Annotated in this window: 25 protein-coding genes; 19 read left to right on the top strand and 6 right to left on the bottom strand. The window is 65.6% G+C overall.

The genetic code is table 11. The features are described from left to right. Positions 1 to 33 precede the first annotated feature (33 nt). The 5 genes from RBB16_RS07135 to RBB16_RS07115 are packed head-to-tail and all read left to right on the top strand — an operon-like array spanning position 34 to position 5,606. The gene (locus RBB16_RS07135) at positions 34 to 711 is read left to right on the top strand and encodes a TetR/AcrR family transcriptional regulator (protein ID WP_306045514.1); all 678 of its coding nucleotides are present in this window, start codon (positions 34 to 36) and stop codon (positions 709 to 711) included. Next, on the top strand, positions 708 to 1,958 hold the full coding sequence (locus tag RBB16_RS07130) for a sarcosine oxidase subunit beta family protein (RefSeq protein ID WP_306045513.1): 1,251 nt from the start codon (positions 708 to 710) through the stop codon (positions 1,956 to 1,958). Before RBB16_RS07135 ends, RBB16_RS07130 begins: the two co-directional genes overlap by 4 nt. 12 nt (positions 1,959 to 1,970) lie before the next feature. Then, the gene (locus RBB16_RS07125; protein WP_127557086.1) at positions 1,971 to 2,237 is read left to right on the top strand and encodes a sarcosine oxidase subunit delta; all 267 of its coding nucleotides are present in this window, start codon (positions 1,971 to 1,973) and stop codon (positions 2,235 to 2,237) included. Then, complete coding sequence (locus RBB16_RS07120; RefSeq protein ID WP_306045512.1) at positions 2,234 to 5,077, top strand: 2Fe-2S iron-sulfur cluster-binding protein; 2,844 nt, start codon at positions 2,234 to 2,236, stop codon at positions 5,075 to 5,077. Before RBB16_RS07125 ends, RBB16_RS07120 begins: the two co-directional genes overlap by 4 nt. Next, positions 5,070 to 5,606, top strand: coding sequence for a hypothetical protein (locus RBB16_RS07115; RefSeq protein WP_306045511.1), 537 nt, complete (start codon positions 5,070 to 5,072; stop codon positions 5,604 to 5,606). Before RBB16_RS07120 ends, RBB16_RS07115 begins: the two co-directional genes overlap by 8 nt. A 105-nt stretch (positions 5,607 to 5,711) precedes the next feature. Here the strand turns inward: RBB16_RS07115 and RBB16_RS07110 are convergent, their stop codons facing one another. Both RBB16_RS07110 and RBB16_RS07105 read right to left on the bottom strand, forming a co-directional pair. Beyond that, complete coding sequence (locus tag RBB16_RS07110) at positions 5,712 to 7,169, bottom strand: aldo/keto reductase (protein WP_306045510.1); 1,458 nt, start codon at positions 7,167 to 7,169, stop codon at positions 5,712 to 5,714. A gap of 4 nt (positions 7,170 to 7,173) precedes the next feature. Continuing rightward, positions 7,174 to 7,827 (bottom strand): GntR family transcriptional regulator, encoded by a 654-nt coding sequence (locus tag RBB16_RS07105; RefSeq protein ID WP_306045509.1) that lies wholly within the window; start codon positions 7,825 to 7,827, stop codon positions 7,174 to 7,176. 82 nt (positions 7,828 to 7,909) lie between these two features. Here RBB16_RS07105 and RBB16_RS07100 point away from each other — a divergent pair, with 82 nt between their 5' ends. From RBB16_RS07100 to RBB16_RS07065, 8 genes are read left to right on the top strand one after another with little or no spacing between them, the layout of a single operon-like run. Continuing rightward, positions 7,910 to 8,284, top strand: coding sequence for a TIGR04076 family protein (locus tag RBB16_RS07100; RefSeq protein ID WP_306045508.1), 375 nt, complete (start codon positions 7,910 to 7,912; stop codon positions 8,282 to 8,284). Continuing rightward, the gene (locus RBB16_RS07095) at positions 8,281 to 9,354 is read left to right on the top strand and encodes an aldo/keto reductase (protein ID WP_306045506.1); all 1,074 of its coding nucleotides are present in this window, start codon (positions 8,281 to 8,283) and stop codon (positions 9,352 to 9,354) included. The genes RBB16_RS07100 and RBB16_RS07095 overlap by 4 nt, the downstream gene beginning before the upstream one ends. Continuing rightward, a complete protein-coding gene (locus tag RBB16_RS07090; protein ID WP_306045505.1) occupies positions 9,351 to 10,118 on the top strand; it encodes an ABC transporter ATP-binding protein in 768 nt (255 codons plus the stop codon). The genes RBB16_RS07095 and RBB16_RS07090 overlap by 4 nt, the downstream gene beginning before the upstream one ends. After that, positions 10,115 to 10,837: an ABC transporter ATP-binding protein gene (locus tag RBB16_RS07085; RefSeq protein WP_306045504.1), complete on the top strand. Its 723-nt coding sequence runs from the start codon at positions 10,115 to 10,117 to the stop codon at positions 10,835 to 10,837. Before RBB16_RS07090 ends, RBB16_RS07085 begins: the two co-directional genes overlap by 4 nt. Next, positions 10,834 to 11,748, top strand: coding sequence for a branched-chain amino acid ABC transporter permease (locus tag RBB16_RS07080; protein ID WP_306045503.1), 915 nt, complete (start codon positions 10,834 to 10,836; stop codon positions 11,746 to 11,748). The genes RBB16_RS07085 and RBB16_RS07080 overlap by 4 nt, the downstream gene beginning before the upstream one ends. Beyond that, positions 11,745 to 12,722: a branched-chain amino acid ABC transporter permease gene (locus RBB16_RS07075; protein ID WP_306045502.1), complete on the top strand. Its 978-nt coding sequence runs from the start codon at positions 11,745 to 11,747 to the stop codon at positions 12,720 to 12,722. The genes RBB16_RS07080 and RBB16_RS07075 overlap by 4 nt, the downstream gene beginning before the upstream one ends. A 7-nt stretch (positions 12,723 to 12,729) precedes the next feature. Then, positions 12,730 to 13,989, top strand: coding sequence for an ABC transporter substrate-binding protein (locus RBB16_RS07070; RefSeq protein ID WP_306045501.1), 1,260 nt, complete (start codon positions 12,730 to 12,732; stop codon positions 13,987 to 13,989). A gap of 50 nt (positions 13,990 to 14,039) precedes the next feature. Further along, a complete protein-coding gene (locus RBB16_RS07065; RefSeq protein ID WP_306045500.1) occupies positions 14,040 to 14,726 on the top strand; it encodes an aspartate dehydrogenase domain-containing protein in 687 nt (228 codons plus the stop codon). Between the two features lie 38 nt (positions 14,727 to 14,764). Here the strand turns inward: RBB16_RS07065 and RBB16_RS07060 are convergent, their stop codons facing one another. Further along, positions 14,765 to 15,007: a hypothetical protein gene (locus RBB16_RS07060; protein WP_306045499.1), complete on the bottom strand. Its 243-nt coding sequence runs from the start codon at positions 15,005 to 15,007 to the stop codon at positions 14,765 to 14,767. 230 nt (positions 15,008 to 15,237) lie between these two features. Then, a complete protein-coding gene (locus RBB16_RS07055) occupies positions 15,238 to 16,110 on the bottom strand; it encodes an HAD-IIA family hydrolase (protein ID WP_306045498.1) in 873 nt (290 codons plus the stop codon). A 268-nt stretch (positions 16,111 to 16,378) separates the two neighbouring features. On the opposite strand from RBB16_RS07055, the gene RBB16_RS07050 reads away from it, so the two are divergent. The 6 genes from RBB16_RS07050 (at position 16,379) to RBB16_RS07025 (ending at position 22,630) form a co-directional block, all read left to right on the top strand. Beyond that, positions 16,379 to 17,002 (top strand): helix-turn-helix domain-containing protein, encoded by a 624-nt coding sequence (locus RBB16_RS07050; RefSeq protein WP_306045497.1) that lies wholly within the window; start codon positions 16,379 to 16,381, stop codon positions 17,000 to 17,002. Between the two features lie 225 nt (positions 17,003 to 17,227). Beyond that, complete coding sequence (locus RBB16_RS07045; protein ID WP_306045496.1) at positions 17,228 to 18,121, top strand: glutamine amidotransferase family protein; 894 nt, start codon at positions 17,228 to 17,230, stop codon at positions 18,119 to 18,121. A gap of 1 nt (position 18,122) precedes the next feature. Continuing rightward, positions 18,123 to 18,800: a protein GlxC gene (locus tag RBB16_RS07040; protein WP_306045495.1), complete on the top strand. Its 678-nt coding sequence runs from the start codon at positions 18,123 to 18,125 to the stop codon at positions 18,798 to 18,800. 11 nt (positions 18,801 to 18,811) lie between these two features. Continuing rightward, complete coding sequence (locus RBB16_RS07035) at positions 18,812 to 20,155, top strand: FMN-binding glutamate synthase family protein (protein ID WP_306045494.1); 1,344 nt, start codon at positions 18,812 to 18,814, stop codon at positions 20,153 to 20,155. A 76-nt stretch (positions 20,156 to 20,231) separates the two neighbouring features. Beyond that, positions 20,232 to 21,560, top strand: a complete 1,329-nt coding sequence (glnT, locus tag RBB16_RS07030) for a type III glutamate--ammonia ligase (RefSeq protein WP_306045493.1) — start codon at positions 20,232 to 20,234, stop codon at positions 21,558 to 21,560. A 29-nt stretch (positions 21,561 to 21,589) separates the two neighbouring features. Continuing rightward, positions 21,590 to 22,630 (top strand): GlxA family transcriptional regulator, encoded by a 1,041-nt coding sequence (locus RBB16_RS07025; protein WP_306045492.1) that lies wholly within the window; start codon positions 21,590 to 21,592, stop codon positions 22,628 to 22,630. 43 nt (positions 22,631 to 22,673) lie between these two features. Here RBB16_RS07025 and RBB16_RS07020 read toward each other — a convergent pair whose 3' ends face one another. Both RBB16_RS07020 and RBB16_RS07015 read right to left on the bottom strand, forming a co-directional pair. Beyond that, the gene (locus tag RBB16_RS07020; RefSeq protein ID WP_306045491.1) at positions 22,674 to 23,201 is read right to left on the bottom strand and encodes a RidA family protein; all 528 of its coding nucleotides are present in this window, start codon (positions 23,199 to 23,201) and stop codon (positions 22,674 to 22,676) included. Continuing rightward, positions 23,194 to 25,080, bottom strand: coding sequence for a TRAP transporter fused permease subunit (locus RBB16_RS07015; protein WP_306045490.1), 1,887 nt, complete (start codon positions 25,078 to 25,080; stop codon positions 23,194 to 23,196). The genes RBB16_RS07020 and RBB16_RS07015 overlap by 8 nt, the downstream gene beginning before the upstream one ends. Positions 25,081 to 25,133 lie beyond the last annotated feature (53 nt).

Below are 25,133 nucleotides of genomic sequence, written 5' to 3'. Positions count from 1 at the left end.
AGCCTCAGGCAAACGCACAGACGGACCAGACCATTGACCGAGAAACCACGGACCGCACCCCATGAACCCCGTCCCGTCGCCCATACCAAGGTGACACGCGAGGATTGGCTGAACGTCGCCCGCGACATCCTGATCAGCGACGGGGTGGACAGCGTGAAGGTTCTGACCATCGGCAATCGGCTGGAGGTCTCTCGATCCTCTTTCTACTGGTATTTCAAAAGCCGTCAGGACCTGCTGAGCCAGCTGCTTGCGGAATGGGAGCGCACCAATACCGGCATCATGGTGGCCCATTGCCGGATACCGGCGAAGACCATCACCGCCGCCTGCAACAACTTCTTCCGCTGCATCGTCGATCCCGACGGGTTCAATCACCAGCTCGATTTCGCGGTGCGCGAATGGGCGCGCCGCGATGGCAAGGTGCGCCGGGTGATCGACCGCTCCGACACCGCGCGCCATGCCGCGATCGCCGAGATGTTCATCCGCCACGGCTACGACCCCGCCGAGGCCGATATCCGCGCCCGCGTGCTCTATTACCAGCAGCTTGGCTATTACGCGCTTGAACTGGCCGAGACGCTGGAAGAACGGCTGACCCGCGTCGCGGGCTATCTCTATTGCTTCACCGGCGTGCATCCGAGCGCGGAGGAGGTCGAGGACTTCACCCGCTTCGCCCTGTCCTTCGCCGATCCGACGCCGGAGCGCCCCCTGTCATGACCCGCTATTCCGCCTTTTCCCTGCTGCGCGAAGGGCTGCGCGGGCACAGAGGCTGGCAACCCGCCTGGCGCAAGGCGCGGCCCAAACCGGCCTATGACGCGATCATCATCGGCGGTGGCGGGCACGGGCTGGCCACGGCCTATTACCTGGCCCGGAACCACGGGATGACGCGCGTGGCGGTGCTGGAACGGGGCTGGATCGGGGGCGGCAATACCGGGCGCAACACAACGGCCGTTCGCTCGAATTACTTCTACCCGGAAAGCGTGGCGCTCTACGATCTGGCGCTGAGGCTTTACGAAGGCCTCTCGCAGGAGCTGAATTACAACGTCATGCTCTCGCAGCGCGGCATGCTGATCGCGGCCCACACGCCTGCCCAGATGGAGATCTGCGCGCGCATCGCCAATGCGATGAAGCTGAACGGCGTGGATGGGGAACTGATGGGCGCGGACGAGGCTTTGCAGCGCATTCCTCTCCTGAACCAGACCACGGACGCGCGCTATAAATGCATGGGCGGCATCTGGCAGGGCCGCGCCGGGATCGCGCGCCATGATGCGGTGGCCTGGGGCTATGCGCGCGGCGCGTCGGATCGGGGCGTCGACATTATCGAGAATTGCACTGTGGAGAGCCTGCTGATCGAGGGCGGGCGGATCACCGGCGTGGACACCAGTCTTGGCACGATCCGCGCGGACAGGGTGGGCGTGGCCGCCGCTGGCGCGACCCCCGGCATCGTGGCCGAGGCGGGCGTGCGCCTGCCCATCCACACCTACGCGCTGCAGGCCTTCGTGTCTGAACCCGTGAAACCCTGTCTCGACACCGTGCTGCTTTACCTTGGCACCGGCACCTATGTCAGCCAGTCCGACAAGGGCGAAATGGTCTTCGGCGGCGGGCTCGACCGGGTGCCGACCCATGGGCAGAAGGGCAACCTGCCCGCGCAGGAGACGGTGATATCCGGCCTGCTGGAGATGTTTCCGGCCTTCGGGCAGCTGAAACTGCTGCGCCAGTGGGCGGGCGTGGTGGACGTGGTCCCCGACAGCTCGCCCGTCATCGGCCCGGTGGGGCCGGAGGGGCTTTTCATCAACTGCGGTTGGGGCACCGGCGGGTTCAAGGCGATCCCGGCGGGGGGCTGGCTGCTGGCGCATCTGATGGCGACGGGCCAGCATCACGAGATCAGCCGCCCTTTCGATCTGGACCGTTTCGCGCGCGGGCGGTTGATTGACGAAGCGGCGGGCGCCGGGATTTCGCATTAGGGGGGCGAGACGATGCAGATATTCACCTGCCCCTTCTGCGGGCCACGCGAGGAAACCGAGTTCCACTTCGCTGCCGAGGCGGGCAAGCACCGCCCGGAACCGGCCGAAGAGGTCAGCGATGCGGACTGGGCCGATTACCTATACCTGAACGACGCGCCCAAGGGCGCCGCGCGCGAGGTCTGGGTGCACGCGACCTGCGGCGAGTTCTTCGTGATGACCCGCGACACGGTCACGCGAGAGATCACCGACGTGACGGCCCTGCCGGGGAGGGACGGATGAGCGGCTGGCGGCTTCCCTCTGACGGCGGGATCGACCGCGACAGGCCGCTCGGGTTTACCTTCGACGGGCAGCCCCTGAGCGGGTTCGAGGGCGACACGCTGGCCTCTGCTCTGCTGGCCTCGGGCCCCCGCATCCTCGGGCGCAGTTTCAAATATCACCGCCCGCGCGGGCTGTGGGGGATGGGCGGCGAGGAGCCCAATGCGATCCTCGATGTGACCGGGCCGGAGGGGGTCACGCCCAATGTGCGCGCCACGCAGATGCGGCTGCGGGACGGCATGGCGCTCGCCTCGGTCAACGCGGCCCCCGATGCGGCGCGGGACCGGTTCGGGATCATGGACCTTGCGCATCGCTTCCTTCCGGCGGGGTTCTACTACAAGACCTTCATGGCCATGGGCTGGATGCGGTGGGAGCCGATGATCCGCCGCATGGCCGGGCTTGGCCGGGTCGATCCGGGGCACCATCCGGCGGCGGATGCGGTGCCGATGAACGCGCGCTGCGACCTGCTGGTGATCGGTGCGGGGCCTGCCGGTCTGGCGGCGGCGAGGGCCGCTGCGGGGCAGGGGCGCGCGGTCTGGCTGGTGGATGAGGCGGGCGCGGTCGGTGGCTCCCTTCGCTGGCGCGGCGGGCAGATCGACGGCGGCGACTGGCGCGCGTTCGCCAGCGAGACGGTGACGGCGGTCGAGGCCGCCGGAGGCCGCGTGATGACGGACACGACGCTCTGGGGCGCGTTCGACCACGGGCTTTTCGCGGCATGGCAGCGGCGGGAGGGTCAGCCGGACCGGCATTGGCGGATCAGGGCGGCGAATGTCGTACTTGCCGCAGGTGCCATCGAACGCCCCCTGTGGTTCGCCAATAACGACCTGCCCGGCGTGATGTCGGCAGAGGCGGCACTGCACTACCTGCGCCTTTACGGGGCCGTTGCCGGGCGGAACATCGTGCTGGCGACGGGCAATGACGCAAGCTACCCGGTTGCGGCGGCGCTGGCCGAGGCAGGCGCGCGGGTGACGCTGGCGGATGCGCGGGCGGATGGCCCCGCCGCACCGGAAGGGGTGGAGTTACTACGCGGCGCGCGACTGACAAAGGCCAAAGGGCGGCGCGAGGTCGGCGGCGCGGTGGTCGATGGCGGCCATGTGGATGCCGATACGGTGCTGGTCTCGGGCGGCTACACGCCCTCGGTCCATTTGTGGTGCCAGGCGGGTGGCAAGCTCGACTGGAATGCCGGGGCAGATGCGCTGGTGCCACGCCCGGGGACGTGCGGCATGGCCGTCGCGGGGGCCGCGAACGGGGGCTTCGGGCTGCAACGCGCGCTGGAGGAGGGCCATCGGGCCGGGACCGGCACTGGCCCCGCGCCGCGCGCGGCAACCACAGGCGATTGGGGCCTTGTCCCGATGCGCCCCGACCCGACGCTGAAAGGCCGCCAGTGGCTCGACCCGCAGAACGATGTGACGCTGAAGGACGTGAAGCTCGCCGCGCAGGAGGGCTATCGGTCCGTCGAGCATCTCAAGCGCTACACCACGCTCGGCATGGCAACGGATCAGGGCCGCAGCGCCAATTTCGCCGGGCTGGCGGCGATGTCGGCGATCACGGGGCTGTCGATCCCCGAAACCGGAACGACCACCTATCGCCCGCCCTTCACGCCGGTGCCGCTGAAAACCATCGCGGGGCTCAGACGTGGGGAGTTGTTCAACCCGGTCAAACGATTGGCGCTGGAGCCCTTGCACCGCAATCAGGGCGCAAGGTTCCGCGAATATGGCGGCTGGCTGCGCCCCTCGGTCTACGGGGACGGCGAGGAATCCACGCTGGCGCAGGCCGAGGCCAAGGCCGCGCGCGAGACGGTGGGGCTTTACGATGCCTCTCCCCTTGGCAAGATCGAGGTGATCGGGCCGGGCGCGGCGGAGTTGCTCGACTTCTGCGGCTATATCCGCATGTCGACCCTGAAAACGGGGCGCGCGCGCTATGGCTTCATGCTGTCGGAAACCGGGATCGTACATGATGACGGGGTGATGTTCCGGCTGGCGGAGGATCGTTTCATCGTCTCGGCGTCGTCCAGTCACGTGGCCAGCGTGCGGATGATCCTGGAGGAAGCGCGGCAGGACCGGTTCGATCCGCGCCGCAGCTTCATCCACGACGTCACCGCCAATTGGGTGACGATCACGCTCACCGGCCCGCGCGCGGGCGATCTGGCCCATGCGGCGGGGCTGCCCGACCAGATGCTGGCGCTGCCGCATATGGGTGTCGCGGAGGGGCTCTGGAACGGCCATCCTGTCCGCGTGGCGCGGGTCAGTTTCACCGGCGATCTGAGCTACGAGATCTCGGTGCCCGCCCGCCATGGGACCGCTCTGCATGCCCGGCTGGAGGCTGCGCGCGCGGCCCATAAAGGCCGCTGGATCGGGCTGGAATCGGTGATGATCCTGCGCGCCGAGAAGGGCTTCATCCTTGTGGGCAAGGACACCGATGGGTTGACCATGCCCCATGATCTGGGCTGGGGCGGGCCGCGAGAGAAACGCAAGGACGAGTATTTCGGGCGGCGGTCGCTTTTCACGCCCGAGGCCTGCCGCCACGACCGGCGGCAGTTGGTCGGGCTGGTCACGGACGGCCCCGACCCGCTGCCCGTGGGGGCGCATCTGGTGGCCCGCGATGGCCCGCGCCGGTCGCTTGGCTTCGTGACCTCCAGCTATGTCAGCCCGACGCTCAAACGCCCGATCGCTCTGGCCCTGTTGGAAGCGGGCGGTTCCCGGATGGGCGAGGCGCTGACCGCATTCCAGCTGGGGGCAACGCGATCCGTACAGGTCACCCCCGCCTGTGCATTCGACCCGGAGGGAGGGCGGCTGAATGGATGAACGTCACTGGACCAATCCGAGCCCGGAACCGGGACAGGTGGCGGAGTATCCCGGCCTCTCGGTCACCTGCATCGCCCCCGGTGGGGCACTGATGATCTCTGGCGATCTGGATGCGGCGCTCTCGGCACTGGTGGAAGGGGCGCCCGTTCTGGGCTGCGGGGCACCGGCACCGGAGGGGACGCACGCGATCCGCATCGCGCGGGACAGGGCGCTGCTGGTCACCGACGCGCCGCTGGACGTGGCGCCCGGCTGGCACGGGTCCTATGCGATCAGTCTTGCCGATGATCTCTATACTCTCATCTCGCTGGAGGGCTCTCGCGTCGAGGAAATCGCCGCCGCCTGCACCGCAACGCCGCTCGATGGCAGCTCGCCATCGGCCACAACGCTGTTCGGCGGTCTTGGCGCTCATGTCACGCGCGGCGGCAACCGCCTGATGATCCGGGTTCAGTCGCCTGATGGGGCGGCGCTTTGGTCCTTGCTGGCTCGGCTGGCGGGAGCAGAGACCATTGATCCCTCCGCACCGACGTGATCCGGCTGATCCCTTGCCACCTCGCGCCGCTGGCTTGGGCGCTGCCTGACAGCCCACCCCGTTCGGCGCATCGCCGCCCGCTGCTTTTTCGGTCCACCCGTGATCCTAGATCCGGTTGAGGATCGCCTCGGCCTCGATCTCGACCCGGTGATCGCCGATCAGCCCCGCCACGCGCACCAGCGTGTTCGCGGGCTTGATCTGGCCGAAGACGCGGCCATGCGCGCGGGAGATGGCCAGAACGTCGGCCTCGTCGGTGATGTAGATCCGCGTGCGGGCGATATCCTCCACCCGCCCGCCGAGCGAGATCACCGCTGCGATGATCCGGTCGAGGATATAGGTTGTCTGCGCGCCTGCATCCTGCGGTGCGACGGGCCGGTCGAGCCCCGCAATCGCCGTGGTGCCCGAGACCAGCACCCGGTCCCCGATGCGTTGCGCGCGGCAGTAACCCGCCTCGTCTTCCCAATAGGAGCCGGTCAACACGCGGGTGGATGATACGCCAGCAGGCTCCGGCGTGAATGGCTTGGGGATCGCATCGAGGTGATGGGAAAGATCGCCCGAGGCGGTCAGGAAGGGCGGCTTGCGGTATTCATCGCCGCAATCGCCGGGAATGGGCGTCGTGGCCGCGAAGGCGGCGTCCAGCGCCGCGCGATCCTCCGCGTCCAGCGCGAAGGAGAAGAGCCGCAGATTGTCAGCTGTGTGAACCGCCTCGCCAAGCCGCGCACCGATGATCACGCCGGCGACGCGGGTCTGTTCCAGCACCCATCGGGTGGCCACGTTGGAGATCGACACACCATGCTTTCGCGCAATGCCCGCCGCCGCCCGCAATATCCCCTGGAACGCGTCCCAGCCTCCGGCGGCCGTGATAAAGCGATGATACTTCATCTTGGACCAGTCGCTGATGTCCTGCGGCTCGGGCTTGTCCAGCCACTTGTCGGACAGGAACCCGCCATTGAGCGTTCCATAGCCCAGAAGCCACGCCCCATGTCGTGCGCAGACCTCGGCCAGATCCCCCGCCGCGCGCCGGTCGATCAGCGAGAAGCTGACCTGGTTGGTCAGGATCGGCACCCCGTCCGACAGGGCAAGGTTCAGATGCGCCGCGTCAAAATTGGTGACGCCAAGCTCCGCGATCAGCCCTTCCTCTCGCAGCCGCGCCAGTTCGTGCAGCGCGTCGAGCCATTCGGGATGTTCGAAGGTCCACCAGTGGAATTGCAGAAGGTCGATCCGGTCCACCTGAAGGCGCTGCAGCCGTTCCTCAACCCCTGCCCGCACCACCTCGGCCGTCATCGGGCCCGGAGGTGGGCACCATTTCGTGAAGGCCAGCGGACGAGGCGCGCCGCCTCGCGCCAAAAGATGCCCTGCGATGATTTCGGAACTGCCATAATGGTCGGCCATGTCGAAGGTATCGAAGCCCTGATCGGCATAAGCCGCCAGCCAGTCGGCGCCGGTTTCCGGGTCGATGACCGCGCCGTCCTTCTCGATATCCGCGACCTGCCAAAGGCCGGTCAGCGCCCGAGAAATGGTCAACTGATCAGATAGGGTCAGGCGATCCGGGCGGGCGGTCATGGGCTTACTCCGGTGGCAGAAGGAAATTGAAGGACCGGGTGATATCGGCCTTGAGAGCGGCATGGGCGGCGTCCCGGTCCCCACGGCGCAGCGCATCCATCAGTTCGAAGTGATGCACATGTTCCTCGATTTCAGAGGCGGCCGGGCGATTGATGATCAGGTTCAGATAGGCCCCATATTGCAGCCACAGCGCCTCGACGATGGGCAGCAGCACCTCGGACCTGCCGATGCGGTAGAGCGTGAAGTGAAACTCGTGATTTGCCACCAGGTCGGGCGTGGCGCCGGGGGTGTCAGGAACCCGCGCGAGGATCGCATCGAGCGCCGCGAGATCGGTCTCTGACATCCGGTCCATCGACTGATCGAGGGCAAGAGCCTCCATCGCCAGCCGCGCCGCCATCAGATCGCCCGCCCGGCGCGCATCAAAGGCGGGCACCATCAGCTTGCGCGTGGGCGTATCAACCAGAGCCCCTTCCGCCACCAGGCGGCGCACCGCCTCTCGCACCGGCGTCATTGACACACCCAGCTGCGCGGCCAGATCGCGCAGGGTCAGCACGTCGCCGGGCGCGAAGGCCCCGCGCGTAAAGGCATCGCGCAGGGCGAAATAGGCGTTTTCACGCAGCTTGGTCGGATCGAGCGGGGCAATGGCGGGTGCAGACATGGGCGCTTGACAGAATCGGTGAATACTTGTGATTAAATATCACAGATCGCAGATCACACGGCAAGGCCGGAAAGGCGGGACGATGGAAAAGGACGGGGAACGGGGGTTCTGGCTCTATGACTTACGGGTCGATACCGTGCTGGACGGGCGTGCGCCCGTGTGCCGCCATGTGGAGGGGGAATCCTTCCGCGTGATCGGCGAAAACCTCGTTTTCGACCAGCCGCACAAGCTATCCATGTATGCCTTGGCCGCCCTTCTGCCGCTTCTGCCCGCCAAGCAGCGGCTGACCGACGAAGATGACTGGATGAGCACCGACGCAGAGGTCGCCTGCCCCGATCCCCATTGCGGCGGTCGCTTCCGCATCATCCGTGAGGGCAAACGCTGGTACTCTCACGCGGCGACAACGGGCCTGCCGGATCAACGCAGCACCCCCTATTGGCAGGAGACCGACGGATGACATTGGAAACGGCGGATCTGCGCCCCGGCCACCGCATTTCGCGCGTGATCAAGGGCGGCTGGCAGCTGGCCGGTGACCATGGCGAGGTGCTCCGCGAGCAGGCCATCGCGGATATGGAAGCTTTCCTTGATGCCGGGATCACCACCTTCGACTGCGCCGACATCTATACCGGCGTGGAGGAGATGATCGGCCATTTCATCGCCGATATGCGCAACCGTCGCGGGGCCGAGGCCGCCGACCGCGTGATGGTGCATACGAAACTGGTGCCGGACCTTGGCCGCCTGGCAGATATTCGCCCCGACGAGGTGGAGGCCATCGTCGACCGGTCGCTGAAACGCCTGCAGATCGAATGCATCCCCCTTGTGCAGTTCTACTGGTGGGACATGTCCATCGGCAACGCGGTCGAGGCGCTCGATGTGCTGAAGGACTGCCAGAAGAAGGGCAAGATCGCCAACCTCGGCGCCACCAACTGGAACACGCCGGTGATGGACCGCTTCTGTGATGCCGGTTTTGATGTGGTCTCGGCGCAGGTGCAGTATTCTGTGCTGGACCGTCGCCCTGCCGGGGCGTTCAGCGACTGGGGCGCGCGGCGCAATGTGCAGATCCTGGCCTATGGCACGCTGGCAGGCGGGTTCCTGACGGAAAACTGGCTTGGCCAGCCCGATCCCGGATTTACCTTCGAGAACCGCAGCCTTGTGAAATACCGTCTGATCATTGACGAATTCGGGCCCTGGGATCTGTTTCAGGCCCTGTTGCAGACGTTGCAGGCCATCGGGGACAAGCACGGGGTGGCGCTGTCCTCGGTCGCGACACGGTGGGTGCTGGATCAGCCGCAGGTTGCCGCCGCCATCGTCGGCGCGCGCTATGCCCGCCACCTGCCCAAGACGCTGGAGGTCTTCGGGTTCGCGCTGGATGCGGAGGACCGCGCACAGATCGACGCGATTCTGGCGCAGGCGGGCGGCCCGAGCGGCCCGGTCTATGGGCTGGAAGGAGACCGCAGCGGCCGTCACGGGCGGATCATGAAATACAACCTCAACACCAACCCCGCCGACAAGGTGCACGGATCATGACCGACGCGGCCCTGTCCCTTGCCGGGCTGACCCGCGATTTCGGCCCGTTCCGTGCCGTGGACGGGGTGACGCTGGACATCCGCAAGGGCAGCATCACGGGGCTGATCGGCCCCAATGGCGCGGGTAAGACGACGTTGTTCAACATGGTTGCGGGCAGTTTGAAACCCACCAGCGGCACCGTGTCCCTGAACGGGCAAGACATCACCGGCAAACCGCCGGAGGCACTGTTCGCACTCGGCCTCGCCCGCACCTTCCAGATCCCCCGCCCCTTCCGGCGGATGAGCGTGATGGACAACCTGATGCTGGCCCCGCCCGCGCAGGTGGGCGAAACGGTATCCGGCGCGCTCTTTCGCCGGGGCCGCGTGGCCGAACAGGAACGCAAGCTGCACGCGAAGGCAGAGGAAATCCTCGATTTCGTGACGCTTGCGCATCTCGCGGATCACCCGGCGGGAAAGATCTCCGGCGGGCAGATGAAACTACTGGAACTTGGTCGCGCGCTGATGGGCGATCCCTCCGTGATCCTGCTCGACGAACCGGCGGCGGGGGTGAACCCGTCGCTGACAAACATCCTCATCGACCGGATCGAACAGTTGAACCGGCGCGGCGTGACCTTCGTGGTGATCGAGCACGACATGGATTTCGTCATGCGCCACTGCGACCCGGTGATCGCACTGGCCGAGGGCAAGGTTATGTTCCAGGGCACCGCAGAGGAGGCCCGCGTGAACCCGGAGCTTCTGGACGCCTATCTGGGGGCGCCCGCATGACCGTGTTGCGCATCGAACAGCTGGAGGCCGGATATGTGCGCGATCTGCCGATCCTGCGCAACGTGGACCTCGTGGCGGAACACGCCAAACTGACCGTCATCATCGGCCCGAACGGGGCCGGGAAATCGACGCTCATCAAGGCCATCGCCGGGCTTGTACCGGTCAGCAGCGGGCGTGTGATGCTGGGCGAGACAGACATCACCGGCCTGCGCCCGGACCTGATGGGGTCGCATGGGCTGGCCTATGTGCCGCAGACCGACAACATCTTCCGCCATCTCACGATCCGCGAAAACCTGATGCTGGTCCTGCGCCGCGCGCCCGACCGCGCCACGCGGCTGGAGGAGCTTTACGATCTCTTCCCGGCGCTGCGCGACAAGCGTGGCGACCGCGCGGGCGCGCTGTCGGGCGGGCAGCGGCAGATGCTGGCCGTGGCCATGGCGCTGGCGAACCGGCCTTCGGTGATCCTGCTCGATGAACCCTCTGCCGGGCTGTCGCCCAAGATCGCGGGCGAGGTGCTGGACCTGACGCGCGGCCTGACGGAACAGGGGGTGACGGTGCTGCTGGTCGAACAGAACGTGAAGCAGGCCCTGCGCGTGGCCGATCACTGCTACATCCTCGCCGAAGGGCGCAACCAGATCGACGGGCCTGCGGCGCAGATCGCATCCGATCCGGTGGTGGGCGAAATCTACCTTGGCGGCAAGCGGATGGTGGCGTCATGATCCAGAGCCTCCTCGACGGCATCCTCACTGGCGCGATCATCTCGCTCGGCGCAATCGGGCTGACCCTGATCATGCACATGCTGCGCTTTGCCAATTTCGCCTATTCGGAACTGCTGGCCATTGGCGCCTATGCGGCGCTGGTCTTCGACCGGCTGTTTTCCACGCTGGTCCCCGTGCTGGACGAGGCCTTCGCGCCCCTGACCCTGACCGGCGCGCTGGCCCTCTCCATGGTCATCGCCATGGTGCTGACGGGGCTGTCGGCCGTGGTAATCGACTGGCTCGTGTTCCGCCGCATCCGGCAGAAGGCCGATCCGCTGTCGATGGTCTTTGCCAGTTTCGGCGTGGCGCTGATCATCCGCAACGTGATCGTGCTGATCTTCGGCCATCACGCGCAGCTCTATTCGCAGGAAATCGCCCGCGCGACCATTCTCAGTTTCGATCCGCTGATCCTGATCAAGCCCGACCAGGTCTTCGTGCTGGTGCTGGCGCTGGTGCTGATGCTGGCGCTGCACCTGGTCCTGACCCGCACCACCTTCGGCTTCGCCCTGCGCGCGGTGGCGGAAAACCCGGCGTTGGCGCAGGTTGCCGGGGTGCGGCTGACAACCGTCATAGCGGCGGTCTGGATCATCGCGGGCAGTCTGTCGGCGGCGGCGGGCACACTTTATGCGCTGACCAACCAGCTGAACCCGATGATCGGGCCGGTCTTTCTGCTTCCGGTCTTCGCCGCGACCATCGTGGGGGGCATCGGCAGTGTCTACGGCGCGGTTCTGGGCGGCTTCATTGTCGGCATCGCCTCTGGCCTTGCGCTGCTGGTGCTGCCCTCGGGCTACGCACCGGCGATGCCGTTTCTCATCATTCTGGCGGTGCTACTGGTGCGCCCTCAGGGCCTGTTCGGGGAGGATCAAAGATGATCGGCGTGGTGTCCTACCTGACATTCTTCCTGACAATGGCCGGGATCATGGCCATCATCACCCTCGGGCTGAACCTGCAATGGGGCTATACCGGGCTGTTCAATGGCGGCGTGGTCGCGTTCTTCGGGGCCGGGGCCTATGGCACGATGATCCTTGGCGGGCCTGCCGAGCCCGGCCAGTTCGGCGGCTTCGGCCTGCCCTATCTGGTGGCGCTTGGCGGGGGCGTCCTGCTGGCGGCGGCGCTGGCCTGGGTGGTGGGGCTGCTGACGCTGCGGCTGCGGCACGACTATCTGGCCATTTCCACCTTCGGCGTGGCCGTGGCGCTGGAATCGCTGGCCCGCAATTCCCAATGGCTGACCGGAGGCGCGCGCGGCATGCGCGGCTTTCCACGCCCGTTCGAAGCGGTGATCGAAAGCAACTTCCTCTTTGGTGTCGTCTTCCTGCTGATCGTGCTGGCGGTTCTGGCCCTCGTCTGGTGGGGAATCGAGCGGCTGGTGCATTCGCCCTTCGGCCGCGCCCTGCGCGCGATCCGCGAGGATGAGACCGCCGCCCGCGCGCTTGGCAAGAGCCCGACGCGTCTGCGCCTGTGGTCGCTGGTCATCGGTGCGGCGATCATGGGCGCGGGCGGCGGGCTCTACGTCTCCTACACCGCCTTTGTCAGCCCGCAGGACCTGCTGCCGATCCTGACCTTCCAGGTCTGGGCCATGCTGATCGTCGGCGGCGCGGGCAACAATCGCGGCGCGGTGCTTGGCGCGGTGCTGATCTGGGGGGCCTGGACGCTCAGCGGATTCGCCCTGACCCGGCTTGTGCCCGACTCGATGCAGCTTGACGCGGGCTCGATCCAGTACATCCTCATCGGGACGCTGATCGTTTCCATGTTGCTCTGGCGGCCAGAGGGGCTGCTGCCGGAACGCATTTCCAACCCCCGAAACACGACGGTCGCCAAGGCCGCACACACATCCAACAAGGAGTAGACTGACCATGAAACGACATATACTCGGACTGGCCGGTGCCTCGGCGCTGGCAATCGGCCTTCAAACCGGCGCCGCGCTGGCGCAGGAATGCAGCGTCAATGTCGGCACGCTTTACCCGACCTCGGTCGACTGGGGCCGCCCGATCGCGGAAACCGCGCTTTGGGTCGGCGAGATGATCAACGAGGCGGGCGGCGTCGACGGCTGCGATGTCAACATGATCCTGCGTGACGACCAGAACGACGGTCGCGTCGGCGTCGATGCGGCGCGTGCGCTGGTCGATATCGACCAGGTGCAGCTGCTGATCGGCACCGTGTCCTCGGGCATCACCATCCCGATCCTGACGTCGGTCACCGCGCCCGCAGGCGTCATGCAGATGTCGTGCTGCTCGTCCTCGACCCGACTGACGGAAATCGCCGCCTCCGGCGAGGCGCGCGGGCTGTGGTTCCGCACCTTTGCCACCGCCGATGTGCAGGCCGCCGTTGCCGCGATGCTGGCACGCGATGCGGGGATCGAGAGCATTACCGTGGTATACAAGAACGACGACTGGGGCCAGGATATCGGCCGCATGGCCGCCGCCGCGTTCGAGGCCGTGGGGATCGAGGTCCATGCCTCCATTGCGCTGAACGACGCGCAGCCTAGCTACCGCGCCGAAGCCACGCAGGCCCTGCGCGACCAGCCCGGCGCGCTCTACCTCGCGCTCTATCCGACCGAAGGGATTTCCTTCGTGCGCGAATGGCTGGGTCTTGGCGGCACGTCGGTCATGATCGGGGCGAACTCGCTGCGGTCCGACGATTTCCGCACAACCGTCGGCCTTGCCAATCTCGGTGATTTCATCGGCACCGACACCTCCAGCCCGCGCGTGCCGAGCGCCGAGGCCTTCGTCGATGCCTATGCCGCGCATTTCGGCTCTGCGCCCAGTGGTCCGGGCCTGGCCAACAGCTTTGACGCGGCGGCCATCGCGCTGCTGGCCTATCACGCGGCAGGCCGCGACGCGACGGGCACCGAGATTGCGGCACAGGTGCCGCGTGTGACCGACCCCGATGGCGAGGCGATCCCCGCCACGGTTGAAGGATTTGCCCAGGCCATGGCGATCCTGTCCGAAGGCGGGTCCGTGTCCTACCAGGGCGCGACCGGCGCGGTGACCTTCGATGCCAACGGCAATGTGTCGGCCCCGGCCGTGTCCTGGGTCTTCGATGACAGCGGCATGGCCGAACAGCGCTACATCTCGCTGGAAGAGGTCTCTGGCTTCATGGCGTCGATCAACTGACCCCCCTGCCCGGCCCCATCGCGGGGCCGGGCGCAGTCTTCGCGCAGCGGATGACCCATTCCCAAACCAAGCTGGTCCTGATCGGACGCGGCCGGATCGGCAGGGACGTCACGGCCCACTTGCCAGAGCGTCACGGCTACTGCGTCGAGGCGGTCCTTGGACGCGACGCCCGCCACCTTCCCCAAGCCGACATCACCATCGACATGGCCGGACCGGACGCCCTGCGCCAATTCGGCGAAGAGGCACTGTTTCACGGGGATTTGTGGACGGTCGGTGCCGCCGCCCTGATCGACCCCGACCTGCGCGACAGGCTGCAACGCGCCGCGCTGCAGAGTGGACACAGGCTGAGACTGTTCACCGGCTGGATTTCCGGGCCACTTCTTTGCCCTCCGGGCCTGCCTGCAAAACTGTTTGTCCGGCAATATGCGCCCGGTCTTGCGGACCGCCCCGGCCCGGTGTTTCGCGGGCCTCTGGCCGAGGCGGCGGAGCGCTTTCCCGATCACCTCAACACCGCCATGGCCAGCGCCATCTGCGGCCCCGGCATCGACGCGACCCATGTCACTCTGATCTCCACCCCGGAAGGTGGCGCGCATCGCATTGCCGCGCGGTTCGTCATGCCGGGCCAGACCATCCGCACGGATATCCGTTTCGACAGGCCGGGCCCGCATCCGGTGGCCCTGGCGATCCTCGCCGCACTTGCGCGCAGGGCTGCGCCGCTCACCCTTGGCGGATACTGAACGCCCCCCACCCGCACCGGCGGGTGCAGCGGATCGTTTCAGCGCACCCAGATCGCCTGGTTGCGGACCATGCCTTCGGTGTCGAAACGGTGATGAAAGCTGAGCCTGTAGCCCTGCGCCGTCAGACCGGCATTGGTTTCGGCGAAGCTGCTGTCGGATTGGCCATGGCGGGCAACCCATGACAGGCCAGCAGGCGTGCGGGCGAATGTCGCCTGATAGCGAACATGGCCATAGACGAGCCCTGCCTCCACCGAAACGGGCATATATCCCGCCGGAACCACGCTATCGAAATAGGCCTAGTAGTCCTGACTGGTCAGCCAGTCGGTTGTGGTCTGGGCGCTTGCGACACTGCCGAACAGGGAAAGCGCAAGCACAAGCGATAGTCTCGTCAGGAAACTGCGGGTCATGAATATGGTCTCCGGGTAAAGGTTGAACGTGGAAATTCGTGCCAAAGCCTATCACGAAAGGCGGTAACACGCATGCGCCATGTGAGGGCCTGCGCGACGCGCGGCTAGATCCGCGCCACGCGCCAATCCGGGACAATCCCGGATCGCTGTTCATAGGGGCCGGTCTTCTCCCCGGCAAAGAGACCGTCAGCCGTCACCAGCACGCTGCGCCAGCCCTGTGCCGCAGCGCCCAGAATATCCGTGTGCAAACTGTCGCCGCACATGGCGATCCTGTCGGCGGGCACCCCGGGCAGGGTGGCGGTCACGAGCTCGTAGACATCCGGGAAGGGTTTGCCGAACAGCCGGACATCACCCGGCAGGCCGCGTGCGTAGTGCCCCGGCTCCAGCGTCAGGCCGGTTTCGCGCGGCGCGACCAGATCCGCGTTGCCGATCAGGACCGGCCGGGGTCGGAGGCCAAGGCTGGCCTGCAAGAGCGTCTGCCGGTGGTCGGACCAATCGCTGGTCGACAGGAACAGGATTCCTTCCGCGCGGTCGTAGACATCTGCGGACTCTCCCAACCTCAGGACCGGGAATGGCAGGTCCGCCAGCGCATCTTCCGGTGCCGCAATAACCCCCCAAAGCCTCTCATCCATCGCGCGCAGGGTCGCGTCGCGGCTGGTGATCAGCTCATCCTCGGCCAATGGAAAGCCAAGCCGGGCGAATTTTGCGAAGGCCGCCATGCGATCATAGCTGGCAGCGTTTGACAGCACCCGGATCAGCTTGCCCCTGGCCCGCAATTGCGCCACGCGCTCGGCGGCACCGGGGATCGGGCTGTCACCGACATTGAGCACCCCGAACGCATCGAAGACGAACGCGTCCACGCCGTCGGCGATGTCCATAATCGAGCCGATATCCTGACCCGCACCCGCAGCGGGCATGGCTGGCAGAAGATGGCGAATGGCCTCGTAGGCGTCGAACGCATCGGCGGCGGTCTTCATCGCGGTCCTTTCCTGTGTGGCGACGCGGTTTGCGAAGGCGATGGACGCCCGTGGCGCGCAGTTAGGGGCTGTCCGGAGAGCGGGTCAAGCAAGTTGCACCCTGCGCCCGCCGGATGTGCAGACCGGCACAAGGCCGCGTGCAAGAGCGTCTGTTGCAGACCCCTTTGCCGGGCCAAAACGCCCTGCACAACCGGTTGTCGGTTCCAAACCGCCCGTCAGTCGGTTTAGATAATCCTGACATCAGGCCCGAACAGGCAGGACGAGATCCTTGGCAAAGCTGAAACAGAACCCGCATCGGCAAGCAGATGACCGCGAAAAGGTGCTGGAAGTGGCCATCGGCCGCGAAGTCCGGGGGTTTCGCCTGCAACAGAACATCACCGTTGCGGAACTGGCCGGGCTGACCGGCCTTTCCATCGGGATGCTGTCAAAGATCGAAAACGGCAACACCTCGCCTTCCCTGACCACGCTTCAGACCTTGGCCAATGCCCTGTCGGTACCGCTGACCGCCTTCTTCCGCCGTTTCGAGGAGCATCGCGAAGCGGTTCACACCAAGGCAGGCGAAGGGGTGGAGACCGCGCGGGAAGGCACCCGCGCAGGGCATCAGTACAACCTGCTTGGTCATATCGGAGCAAATGCCAGCGGTGTGATGGTGGAACCCTACCTGATCACCCTGACCGAGGAATCCGATGTCTTCCCGACGTTCCAGCATGGCGGGATCGAGACGATCTACATGCTGGAAGGCGAGGTGATGTATCGCCATAGCGACCGGCTCTATCATCTGTGCCCCGGCGATACGCTGTTCTTCGATGCCGATGCGCCGCACGGGCCAGAGATCCTCAAGGCCCTGCCCGCGCGCTACCTCTCGATCATCTCCTATCCACAGACGACCTGACCACGCGCGCTGATTCCGGGCGAAGCCCTGATCATGGGGCGTATCCCTGCCCGTTTCCCGTTCATTTCCAGCATCATTTGCCTGATCCGACGGCAAAACCCGTTCTGATGTCGGATTTTCCTTGCAAAATTACCCCTTGTGAAAAATTTATTCCTTAGGGTTTATGCGGACACCATCTGCTGATAGCCTATCGGCCAGACCACTCTTTGAAAGGAAGATGCACAGATGTGCGGGATCGTTGGACTGTTCCTGAAGGACAAGGCGCTGGAGCCACAGCTCGGCGCGATGCTGACGGAAATGCTGATCACCATGACTGACCGGGGGCCGGACAGCGCCGGGATTGCCATCTATGGCGCGGCGGGAAACCGCGCCAAGCTGACGGTGCAGTCGGACAATCCCGATCAGGATTTCGCGACGCTGGCCGAAGAGCTTGAAGCGGCACTGGGCGCGCCGGTCACCCTGCGCGCGAACGACACCCATGCGGTTCTGGAACTGCCTGCCGATCAGGTCGAGGCCGCCCGCGCCGCGATCGCGGATCGTCCCGGCCGAATTCGGGTGATGAGCGATGGCGACGTGATAGAGATCTATAAAGAGGTCGGCCTGCCCCGCGATGTGGCCAGCCGTTTCGACCTGCCCTCCATGTCCGGCACCCATGGCATCGGCCACACCCGCATGGCCACTGAGTCCGCCGTGACCACCGAAGGCGCTCATCCGTTTTCCACCGGGCCGGATCAGTGCCTCGTCCATAACGGGTCGCTGTCCAACCACAACAGCCTGCGCCGAAAGCTGCGGCGCGAGGGGGTCAGGATCGAAAGCGAGAATGACACCGAAGTGGGGGCTGCCTATCTGACCTGGAAAATGCAGAACGGCGCGACCCTGGGCGAGGCGCTGGAGGCCTCGCTGACCGATCTCGATGGGTTCTTCACCTTTGTCGTCGGCACCAAGGAAGGCTTTGGCGTGGTCCGCGACCCCATCGCCTGCAAACCCGCCGTCATGGCCGAGACCGATCAATACGTCGCCTTCGGCAGCGAATACCGCGCGCTGGTGAACCTGCCGGGCATCGACGCCGCCCGCGTCTGGGAACCCGAGCCCGCCACCGTCTATTTCTGGAGCCACTGAGATGAGCCAGATCGACCTAGCCAACACCTCGCTGCGCGAGTTGAACGCAACCCTTCAGGCGCAGAAAGGCGGCGACAACCAGACCGCGTGGGAGATCTTGAACCCCCGTGGCAGCCACGCGCTTGCCGTGGGGCTGGACGCACCCATTGAAGTGACCGTGAAGGGCCATACCGGTTATTACTGTGCCGGCATGAACCAGCAGGCGACCGTGCACGTGGAAGGCTCCGTCGGGCCGGGCGTTGCCGAAAACATGATGTCGGGATCGGTGATCGTCGAGGGCGATGCCAGCCAATATGCAGGGGCCACCGGGCATGGCGGGCTTCTGGTGATCAAGGGCAACGCCTCGTCTCGCTGCGGGATCTCCATGAAGGGGATCGACATCGTGGTGCAGGGCAATATCGGCCACATGTCGGCCTTCATGGCACAGGCGGGCAATCTGGTTGTCTGCGGCGATGCGGGCGATGCGCTTGGGGATTCGCTCTATGAGGCGCGGCTTTTCGTGCGCGGATCGGTGAAAAGCCTCGGCGCGGATTGCATCGAGAAGGAAATGCGCCCCGAACATCTGGATCTTCTGTCAGACCTGTTGACCCGCGCAGGAGTGGACGCCAAGCCGGAGGACTTCCGCCGCTACGGCTCGGCCCGCAAGCTTTACAATTTCGACATCGACAACGCCTATTGAGGACGAGGACCATGAGCGATCAAGACCACAAGATCCCCCGCACCGTCCCCATCCAGTCGGCGACGTTTTCCAACCCGATCAACGCCGAAATCCGCCGCGCGGCGGCAACCGGCATCTATGACATCCGCGGCGGTGGTGCGAAACGGCGGGTGCCACATTTCGACGACCTGCTGTTCCTTGGCGCGTCGGTGTCGCGCTACCCGCTGGAAGGCTACCGGGAACGCTGCGACACCTCGGTGACCCTAGGCACCCGCTTCGCCAAGAACCCTATCAAGCTCGATATCCCGATCACAATCGCGGGGATGAGCTTCGGCGCGCTATCGGCGCAGGCGAAAGAGGCGCTCGGGCGCGGGGCGAGTGCCGCTGGCACCTCCACCACCACCGGCGACGGCGGCATGACGCCCGAGGAACGCGGCCATTCCAGCAAGCTGGTCTATCAATACCTGCCCTCGCGCTACGGGATGAACCCCGATGACCTGCGCAAGGCCGATGCCATTGAAATCGTCGTTGGACAGGGCGCAAAACCCGGCGGCGGAGGCATGCTGCTTGGCCAGAAGATCAGCGACCGGGTGGCCGAGATGCGGACCCTGCCCAAGGGGATCGACCAGCGGTCGGCCTGTCGTCACCCGGATTGGACCGGGCCGGATGATCTGGAAATCAAGATCCTCGAACTGCGCGAAATCACCGGCTGGCGGGTGCCGATCTATGTGAAAGTCGGCGGCACCCGGCCTTATTTCGACACTGCCTTGGCGGTGAAAGCGGGCGCTGACGTAGTGGTTCTGGACGGGATGCAGGGCGGCACCGCCGCAACGCAGGATGTGTTCATCGAACATGTGGGCCTGCCGACGCTGGCCTGCATCCGCCCCGCCGTGCGTGCCTTGCAGGATCTGGGGTTGCACCGCGAGGTTCAGCTTGTGGTCTCTGGCGGCATCCGCACCGGGGCCGATGTGGCCAAAGCGCTGGCGCTTGGCGCGGATGCGGTTGCCATCGGCACCGCCGCACTGGTCGCCCTTGGCGACAATGACCCGAAATGGGAAGACGAATACCAAAAGCTTGGCACCACCACCGGCGCTTATGACGACTGGCACGAGGGGCTGGACCCGGCGGGCATCACCACGCAGGACCCGGAACTGGCCAAGCGGCTCGACCCGGTCGAAGGGGGGCGGCGGCTACGCAACTACCTCAAGGTCATGACGCTGGAGGCGCAGACCATCGCGCGGGCCTGCGGCCACAACCACCTGCACAATCTGGAACCGGAGGACCTTTGCGCCCTGACGATGGAGGCCGCCGCCATGGCACAGGTGCCTCTGGCGGGAACGGACTGGTACCCCGGCAAACCGGGCAGCGGATACTGATACAAGGCGGCGCGGGGTGTGACCTCGCGCCGTTTTCACGCATAAAGACAGCAACAGGGAAACGGGAAAAGACGACATGACACTTGATCTGGCAGCCTACGCAGCAGAGCGCGGCATCAAATATTTCATGATCTCCTTCACCGACCTTTTCGGCGGCCAGCGGGCGAAACTGGTGCCCGCGCAGGCGATTGCCGACATGCAGGCGGATGGCGCGGGCTTTGCGGGCTTTGCCACATGGCTCGACATGACGCCCGCCCATCCCGACATGCTGGCGGTGCCGGACCCGTCCTCCGTCATCCAACTGCCCTGGAAGCCCGAGGTCGCCTGGGTCGCCTCCAACTGCGTGATGGAGGGCGAAGACGTTGCCCAGGCCCCGCGCAATGTGCTGCGCCGGTTGATTGCCGAGGCCGCCGAGATGGGGCTGCATGTCAAAACCGGAGTGGAAGCCGAGTTCTTCCTGCTCACCGCCGATGGCGAGCAGATTTCCGACGAATACGACACCGCCGCCAAGCCCTGTTATGACCAGCAGGCCGTGATGCGCCGCTATGACGTGGTGCGCGAGATCTGCGATTACATGCTGGACCTTGGCTGGGGCCCCTACCAGAACGACCACGAGGACGCGAATGGCCAGTTCGAGATGAACTGGGAATTTGACGATGTGCTGGCCACCGCCGACAAGCACAGCTTCTTCAAGTTCATGGTCAAGTCGGTGGCCGAGAAACACGGGCTGCGCGCGACCTTCATGCCCAAGCCGGTCGAGGGGCTGACCGGCAATGGCTGCCATGTGCATGTCTCGGTCTGGGATGCGCCGGGCGATGCGGCCACCACGAATGCCTTTGCGGGTGAAGGCGACGGGCCGACCGGCGAAGTTGGGCTGTCGGCCCCCGGCAAGCATTTCCTGGGCGGCATCATGCGCCACGCCAGCGCATTGGCCGCGATCACCAACCCGACGGTGAACAGCTACAAGCGCATCAATGCACCGCGCACCATGTCGGGGGCCACATGGGCGCCCAATACCGTGACATGGACCGGCAACAACCGCACCCATATGGTCCGCGTGCCCGGCCCCGGCCGGTTCGAACTGCGCCTGCCCGATGGCGCGGCAAACCCCTACCTGCTGCAAGCGGTGATCATCGCGGCGGGCCTCGACGGCATCCGCAAGGAGGCCGACCCCGGCAAGCGATACGACATCGACATGTATGCCGAAGGCCACAAGGTGCGCGGTGCGCCGAAACTGCCGCTGAACATGCTGGACGCCCTGCGCGCCTTTGACCGCGACAAGGGGTTGAAGGCGGCCATGGGCGAAGAGTTCTCGGCGGCTTTCCTGAAGCTCAAGCACCAGGAATGGAACGACTTCGTGTCCCATTTCAGCCGATGGGAAAAGGATAATACGCTGGATATCTGATCCGGCAATCTGGGAGGAACGCAAGGCCCATGCCCCGAGAAAAGCCAATTCGCTTCGGCTTCCTGCTGCTGCCGGGCTTTCCGATGGCCTGTCTGACCTCGGCGATCGAGCCCCTGCGGGTGGCCAACGAGATCGCCGAACGCAAGATCTTCGACTGGTGCCTTGTCAGCGAGGATGGTGGGGCGGTCCGGTCCAGCGCGCGGGTTGGCTTCGATGCCGACTGCGCCCTGCCCGACGTGGCGGGGCTGGACTACCTGTTCGTTCTCAGCGCCCCGGACAGCGCGTTTGCAAGCAGATCCGCCAGCCAAGGCCGGCTGCGGCATCTGGCGCGGCACGGGTCGGTGCTCGGGGCGATCAGTGGCGGTGTTTTCCCGCTGGCGCGTGCTGGTCTTCTGAACGATCACCGGGTCAGCGTGCATTGGTGCTATCGCGCCGCGTTCGTGGCCGAGTTCCCGGCCATCGAGTCCTCCGACGAGGTGATCGTGGTGGATCGCGCCCGCCAGACCGCCTCCGGCTCGGCGGCGGCGTTCGACCTGATGCTGCATCTGATCGGGGACCGGCTCGGCCCGGATGTGTCCACCGAGGTGGCCTGCTGGTTCCAGCATCCGATCATCCGCAGCACCGGCGTGCAGCAACGGGTGCCGACATTGTACGCCGACAGCACCATAGATTGCGTGCCGGAACCCGTGCGCAGGGCGATCGCGCTGCTGAATGACCATATCGAGGACACGATCAGCATCGCCGAAGTGGCAGACCGCATGAACATGTCACAGCGTCAGCTGGAACGCCGGTTCAAAAGCGCCACGGGGCAAAGCCCGTCCGTCTATTACCGCACGCTTCGGATGAAGGCCGCACGGCAGCTGGTGCGGTTTTCGACGCGGCCCATCAACGATATCGCCATCGAGGTCGGATGCACGAATGCCTCTCAGCTGTCGAAGAATTACAGGTCCGTCTTCGGTCTGTCGCCGTTTGAGGATCGCCGCAACAACGTGGCCTTCCGCGACACCGGGCCGACGCATGGCCAAACAGCCAGCGCGTTCACGCGCCCGGCATTCTCTCTTCGGCAGTAACCAAGAAGGAAGTGCTTGGAACTGCCTTCCTGTTCGCCTTGGCTCATCCGCCCATGGCATCGACCCGGACCGGCGACATCAGAGAGGCCGTCACCTCGACCAGAACCGGCGCATTGCGGGGCAGGCTTTTCACGCCGATCACGGACCGCGTGTGCCGCCCCCGGTCGCCGAGCATCTCGATCAGGTAGGTGGAGGCACCGTCGGCAACCGCCGATATGTCCTGAAACCCGTCATCATGGGCGATATAGCAGGTCAGTCGCAGAATCCGTCTCAGGTTCTCCAGCCCGCCCGCCGAGTGGTTCAACCAGGCCAGCGCCTGTTCCGCACAGATGCGCGCGGCCATGGCGGCCTCGGTGCAACCGACCTCGATGCCGACCTTGCCGACAACCGCAAGCTGCCCTGCCTGCTTCGGGATCTGACCGGCCAGAAAGGCAGTCGTGCCGTCGATGATCACCAGCTCATAGGGGTATTGCGTCCCTTCCGGTTCGGGCAAGCGACCCGCGACAGCGGCAAGATCACCGCGAGAGCCCGTCAGCATTGTCCTCATCCGGCTTGGGTTCGGCTCAGTCACGGGGCTCTCCTTTCAGGCGATGCAGGGACCAGCCCGACCACTGGATCGACCAGACAGCGATACACAGGACGATGGCGACTGCGCTCAGCACATGGTTCGGGGCGATCAGCAGGGCCGCCGCGAGCATCAGCAGGCCCCGGCCGATCCAGCCAAGTCCCCGGCCGCCAAGCCACCCGGTCAGGGCAATGGACAGGCACACGATGGCGGCGGCCGATCTTGACAGCACCTCCAGCAGCTCTCCCCATCCGCCCTGCCCCAGTAGCACCGGATTGGCGACGAACAGGAAGGGGATGACATAGGCGGGCATGCCCAATGCGAAGGCACGCCATCCAACAGAGGTGGAACTCGACCCGGCTATCGGCGCGGCCGCGAAGGCCGCCACCGCGACGGGCGGGGTGATCTGACCCAGAACAGCATAGTAGAACACGAACAGATGCGCCGACAGCGGCGTTGCACCAAGCTCGACCAGCGCGGGGGCGACCAGCGTGGCCTGGATGATATAGGCGGGCGTCGTCGGCATCCCCATGCCGAAAATGAAGGCCGCGATCATCGCAAGGAACAGCGCGGCGTAGAGATTGCCATTGGCAAAGGCGATGACAAGGCTGCTAAAGCGGAACCCGAGCCCCGAAATCTGGACGATGCCCACAATGATCCCCGCCGAGGCGCAGGCAATGGCGACCGTCACGGCGGCGCGGGCCCCGAGGTTCAGCCCCTCGGCCAGCACCATGGGCGACACCCAGGTCGAGCGCCGCAGGAACGGCGTCACCAGCGTTGCCACCACGCCGTAGAAGGCCGAAAGGCTGGGGGTGTAGCCCATCATCAGGAACGTGGTGATGACGACCAGGGGCAAGATGAAGGTCCAGCCCGCCGCGAATTCCCGCATGGTCGCGCCTTTTTCGACGCGTTCCAGCGGCTGCAATCCATGCTTGAGCGCTTCCCAGTGGACCGCCACGAACAGCGACAGGAAGAACAGAACCGCAGGCAATGCGGCGGCGGTGATCACCTCCTGATAGTTGATGCCCAGAATTGCCGCCATCAGGAAGGCGGCGGCGCCCATGATCGGCGGCGTGATCTGCCCACCGGTCGATGCCACCGCCTCGACAGCGCCCGCGAAGGTCTTGGGGTAGCCGAGTTTCTTCATCATCGGGATGGTGATCGCCCCGGTGGTCGCGACATTGGCCACGGAACTGCCCGACATCATGCCCATCAGGGCACTGGCCACCACGGCCATCTTGGCCGGTCCGCCCCGCGTTGCGCCGGTCGCGGCCTTGGTGACATTGACGAAGAAATCACCGCCGCCGATCACCTGCAAAAGCGCGCCGAATACCACGAAGAGAAAGATGAAACTGGTGGACACCCCAAGCGCGACCCCGAAGATGCCTTCGAAGCTGAAATACATCTGGTCCACGAACTCGTTGAGGTCCACGCCGCTATGGGCCAGCGGTCTGAGAAATCCGATATGGCGCAGTTCCGGTCCGATGAAGCCGTAGAGAATGAAGATCAGGCACAGCGCCGTTATCGCCATGCCAAGTGCGCGCCGGGTCAGTTCCAGCACCACCACGATGGTGCCGATTGCGACGAAAAGCTCAATCGGCGTCGCGTCCCGCGTCCATGGCGGGCGCACTACGATCGACGCGTGATTGACGACAAGGTAGCCCAGGCAGACGACCGAAAGCGCGATCAGGGCGAGGTCGATCGCCTTCCGAACCGCACCTCCCTTCATGCCATAGATCAGGAAGCCGATCACCAGCGCCAGAAGCAGATGTGTCCCGCGCACGATCAGATCGGGAAACAGGGTCAGGGGCGAGGCGACGAGAAGATGGAATAGCGCCATCGCCACCGCCAGCACCGTCACCGTTCTTTCCAGGGGGATGGGCATTGGGGTCACCTAAGCTTCGCTGCGGGCATCACTGGCCCGCCAGCCGTAAACAT

This window comes from Nioella sp. MMSF_3534 (assembly GCF_030732985.1).
Taxonomy (GTDB): domain Bacteria; phylum Pseudomonadota; class Alphaproteobacteria; order Rhodobacterales; family Rhodobacteraceae; genus Nioella.
This window is presented reverse-complemented; position numbering and strand designations above follow the sequence as displayed.

Excerpts from the sequence above, each read along its gene's own strand:
- RBB16_RS07085 (WP_306045504.1), top strand. The coding sequence starts at position 10,115 with ATGACCGTGTTGCGCATCGAACAGCTGGAGGCCGGATATGTGCGCGAT.
- RBB16_RS07015 (WP_306045490.1), bottom strand. The coding sequence starts at position 25,080 with ATGCCCATCCCCCTGGAAAGAACGGTGACGGTGCTGGCGGTGGCGATG.
- RBB16_RS07120 (WP_306045512.1), top strand. The coding sequence starts at position 2,234 with ATGAGCGGCTGGCGGCTTCCCTCTGACGGCGGGATCGACCGCGACAGG.
- RBB16_RS07090 (WP_306045505.1), top strand. The coding sequence starts at position 9,351 with ATGACCGACGCGGCCCTGTCCCTTGCCGGGCTGACCCGCGATTTCGGC.
- RBB16_RS07070 (WP_306045501.1), top strand. The coding sequence starts at position 12,730 with ATGAAACGACATATACTCGGACTGGCCGGTGCCTCGGCGCTGGCAATC.
- RBB16_RS07095 (WP_306045506.1), top strand. The coding sequence starts at position 8,281 with ATGACATTGGAAACGGCGGATCTGCGCCCCGGCCACCGCATTTCGCGC.
- RBB16_RS07040 (WP_306045495.1), top strand. The coding sequence starts at position 18,123 with ATGAGCCAGATCGACCTAGCCAACACCTCGCTGCGCGAGTTGAACGCA.
- RBB16_RS07125 (WP_127557086.1), top strand. The coding sequence starts at position 1,971 with ATGCAGATATTCACCTGCCCCTTCTGCGGGCCACGCGAGGAAACCGAG.
- RBB16_RS07025 (WP_306045492.1), top strand. The coding sequence starts at position 21,590 with ATGCCCCGAGAAAAGCCAATTCGCTTCGGCTTCCTGCTGCTGCCGGGC.
- glnT (WP_306045493.1), top strand. The coding sequence starts at position 20,232 with ATGACACTTGATCTGGCAGCCTACGCAGCAGAGCGCGGCATCAAATAT.
- RBB16_RS07075 (WP_306045502.1), top strand. The coding sequence starts at position 11,745 with ATGATCGGCGTGGTGTCCTACCTGACATTCTTCCTGACAATGGCCGGG.
- RBB16_RS07110 (WP_306045510.1), bottom strand. The coding sequence starts at position 7,169 with ATGACCGCCCGCCCGGATCGCCTGACCCTATCTGATCAGTTGACCATT.
- RBB16_RS07035 (WP_306045494.1), top strand. The coding sequence starts at position 18,812 with ATGAGCGATCAAGACCACAAGATCCCCCGCACCGTCCCCATCCAGTCG.
- RBB16_RS07105 (WP_306045509.1), bottom strand. The coding sequence starts at position 7,827 with ATGTCTGCACCCGCCATTGCCCCGCTCGATCCGACCAAGCTGCGTGAA.
- RBB16_RS07080 (WP_306045503.1), top strand. The coding sequence starts at position 10,834 with ATGATCCAGAGCCTCCTCGACGGCATCCTCACTGGCGCGATCATCTCG.
- RBB16_RS07100 (WP_306045508.1), top strand. The coding sequence starts at position 7,910 with ATGGAAAAGGACGGGGAACGGGGGTTCTGGCTCTATGACTTACGGGTC.
- RBB16_RS07055 (WP_306045498.1), bottom strand. The coding sequence starts at position 16,110 with ATGAAGACCGCCGCCGATGCGTTCGACGCCTACGAGGCCATTCGCCAT.
- RBB16_RS07130 (WP_306045513.1), top strand. The coding sequence starts at position 708 with ATGACCCGCTATTCCGCCTTTTCCCTGCTGCGCGAAGGGCTGCGCGGG.
- RBB16_RS07065 (WP_306045500.1), top strand. The coding sequence starts at position 14,040 with ATGACCCATTCCCAAACCAAGCTGGTCCTGATCGGACGCGGCCGGATC.
- RBB16_RS07045 (WP_306045496.1), top strand. The coding sequence starts at position 17,228 with ATGTGCGGGATCGTTGGACTGTTCCTGAAGGACAAGGCGCTGGAGCCA.
- RBB16_RS07115 (WP_306045511.1), top strand. The coding sequence starts at position 5,070 with ATGGATGAACGTCACTGGACCAATCCGAGCCCGGAACCGGGACAGGTG.